Consider the following 3,030-nt stretch of genomic DNA (forward strand, 5'->3'; position numbering starts at 1 on the left):
CTGAAATACGGTCTGCTCGCGATCGCGTTCGTATCGGTGTCCGCAACCCTGCTCCTTCTCGGAATACGGCGACGACGCGAGGTAGCCCTCATCCAGGCACTCGGCGCAACCCCAGCCAAGGTCTTTGCCGTAACGACCATCGAAGCCGTCGTCGCGAGCGCAGCGGGCGCCCTACTCGGCGGGTTGCTGTCCATTGCGATCATCGACGCGGTTCGACGGGCTGCGGTCGTTGACGTGGGTTCCGTTACCCCCCTGATATTCCCGTTCTCAGAAGCAACGAAATATGCGGTGCTCGCCATACTGGCGGCGGTATTCGCAGCGGTCGGCCCCGCCTGGAAAAATACCCGGGCCGCCCCGGCGTCCGAGCTTCGGGACGAGTAACCGTCAGCCGCCGGCCACAGGCCCGTCGCCTCGGCTCCGCGCGTCAAGCACCGCTTGACGTATCCGGCCGAGGCCTGCCATCCGCGCGAGTCTGCCGACCAGGACCGGCGCGACGCCGCTGATCGCAGCGCCCAGCCGCTCACCGCCGGCCGCCACCACTACCTCGGGCCGATCCCGCTCGACCGCCCGGACCACGGCCCGGGCCACTTCCTGCGGGGAACTCGTACCGGCATACCACGGCAGGGTGATTCCGGTCCGGGCGAACATACCCGCATCGCGGACCCCCGCAGGAAAGACCGTGGAAACGCCGATGCCCGTTCCGTGCAACTCCTGTCGCAGCACCAGCGCGAGCCCGCGGAGCCCCCATTTCGTGGCCGTATAGACACTGCTGTTGATGGGTGTCGCGACCAGTCCGGCCACCGACCCGATGAAGACGATGTGACCCGCTCCGCGCTCTTTCATCGGGACCAGGGCCGCACGCGCAAGTGCCGCCGGCGCAAGGAGATTGACTCGCATCGCTTCCTCGATCGCCTCATCGCTGGCATCCGCCAAGTCCTGCGGGATATCGACGCCGGCGCAGGCCACAAGAATATCCACGGGATCGGCGTGGTCCAGCAGCTCGCGCACCTCGGTCAGGTTGGTCAAGTCGGCGGCAAAGCCCCGCGCCGGTGGACCCAGTTCCGTGACCAGGCGCTCGAGCTCCGCTGTGCGCCGGCCGGTGACCGTGAGAGCACAACCCCGCGCGGCCAATTCACGAGCGATCGCGCCCCCAATGCCTCCGGTGGCGCCGGTAAGCAGAACGCTTCGACCATCGAGTCGCATCGGCATCAGAAGCGGTAAGTGGCGCAGCCGATCTGGACGCCGGAGCCGACAGTGACGATCAACCCGATGTCGCCCGGCCGCACCAGGTTGTTTCGCCGGGCATGCTGCAGCCCGTACGGCAGAGACGACGAGAATGGGTCAGCTTCGGCCGTGATATCGACGAACCGTGAGCTCGGGATATCAAGGCGTGCAGAGAGTTCGGTGCGGTCGGCATCAGACAGCTGTGGGGGGAACACGGCAGCTATCTCGGAAGAGTCAAGCTCCTCGAGTTTCAGCAGCTCCTCGACAGCAGCGGGGATGCAGTCCAGGTAACGGGTCGCCAGGTTCGGATCGCCGTCGATCTGCAGCCAGCTTTGCCCATCTCGCTGCTGGAAATACGTTCTGAGCGCCTCGCTGCCCTCCGGGTGGTGGTGAAAGACGAACCGGCCGAAGCCGTCGGTGTCACCGGCCCTGCTCAGAATGACGGCCGAGCCCGTTTCGCTGAGCCCATACAGTGGGTGGCCGCTGTCGACGCTGTTGTTTTCGATTTCGGAAGCCACGACCATCACGTGTTCGGCCTTGCCGGCGCCGATCATCTGCACGCCGATCTGACACGCATTGAGGAATCCGACCGCGCCATTGAGCACGTCGAAGGCAAAAGTCGTTGGTTCGTACGGAGATTCAATGTCGTCGTTGATCCCGAGCTCGCCGGCGACAAGCGCCGCGATGGCTGGCTCGGCTATGAAGTCGTCCCGGTACACCCCGGCGTAGAGGATCAGATCGAGTGCAGCCGGATCGACTCCGCTGTTGTCCAGGCACGCTGTCGCAGCCTGCACCGCAAGGGCGACCGCATCCCGAGGCGCGGACTGAACGACGGGGGCGGTGCCGACCCCGTCGATTCGCACGTGGGGCATCGCCGGCGGATCAGCCGGTGGCCGGCTGGTCGAGACACTCTGGCCACGTTGGCCGTTGGGCGGCCTGTGCATCCGATCCGGGAGGTCGTCGAACGTGTACAGCGCGGTCCCCACCGTCGTTCCGGAGCCGCTGATGCCGAAGACCACGTTGTCTCCGGACTTGATTCGGTTGGCCCGAATCTGATCGCTGAGGGCAACGAAATGTGTTGTGCTGGCGGTGTTACCCCTCTCCGCCAAATTGTTGATCACATTGCCCGAGTGGGCGGCGGCACGTCCGAACACCCGGTTCACCGCGAACACGGCGTCGTTGATCGACGCTTCCGACGTCTGGTGCATGAGAATGTGATCGCAAAGGTCCGGTCTCCATCCGTGTCGTTGCATCACCGCGGCCACGTACGGCACAGTGCGTTTGACCGCCGTAGCGGTTGCGGCGATGGAGTCAACGGTCATGATTGCGCCGCCGTGGGGGCCATCGCTCGCCTTGGCCACGCACACGGTGCTGTAGCGACTGAGCGTCGCCATATCGATGTCGTGAAAGCCGACGCGGCCGTTGGGTCCTCGCTCCAAAAGCACCGCGGCGCCGACGTCGCCGACGGTCAAGCAAGCGAGTCGCGGATCCATCGGCCCTTCGATTTCTTTCTGCGCAGTCTCGGCGATATGACTGATGTATTCGCCACTGACCACCATGGCGCGCTGCACCATTCCGGTCTGCAGAAAGGCGTCGGCGACGGCGACGCCGGTGAACATCCCCGCACATGCGTTGGAGATGTCAAAGGCGATCGCATCGGTAAGACCGCATTGCTCCCGCAACCGCGCCGCGGTGCTGGGCTCGTACATGATCTGCCCCGGTCCGTCGTAGCGGGAGATGTTGCAGCAGATGACCAGATCCACCTCGTCGGGCCCATAGCTCGACCGCGCCAGGCACTCGGCCACC

At 65.2% G+C, this 3,030-nt stretch carries 3 protein-coding genes; 1 reads left to right on the plus strand and 2 read right to left on the minus strand.

Annotated elements, in window-relative coordinates:
- Positions 1-381, plus strand: a 381-nt coding sequence (locus tag VNW74_RS29110; protein ID WP_325683365.1) for an FtsX-like permease family protein, incomplete at its 5' end; no start/stop codon positions are given.
- Positions 382-384: 3 nt separating this feature from the next.
- Here the strand turns inward: VNW74_RS29110 and VNW74_RS29115 are convergent.
- Complete coding sequence (locus VNW74_RS29115) at positions 385-1,209, minus strand: SDR family NAD(P)-dependent oxidoreductase (RefSeq protein WP_325683367.1); 825 nt, start codon at positions 1,207-1,209, stop codon at positions 385-387.
- Positions 1,209-3,030: 3-oxoacyl-ACP synthase III family protein (locus VNW74_RS29120; protein WP_325683369.1), on the minus strand; the 1,822-nt coding region annotated here is incomplete at its 5' end. The genes VNW74_RS29115 and VNW74_RS29120, both read right to left, overlap by 1 nt.

This window comes from Mycobacterium sp., assembly GCF_035570115.1.
Taxonomy (GTDB): domain Bacteria; phylum Actinomycetota; class Actinomycetes; order Mycobacteriales; family Mycobacteriaceae; genus Mycobacterium.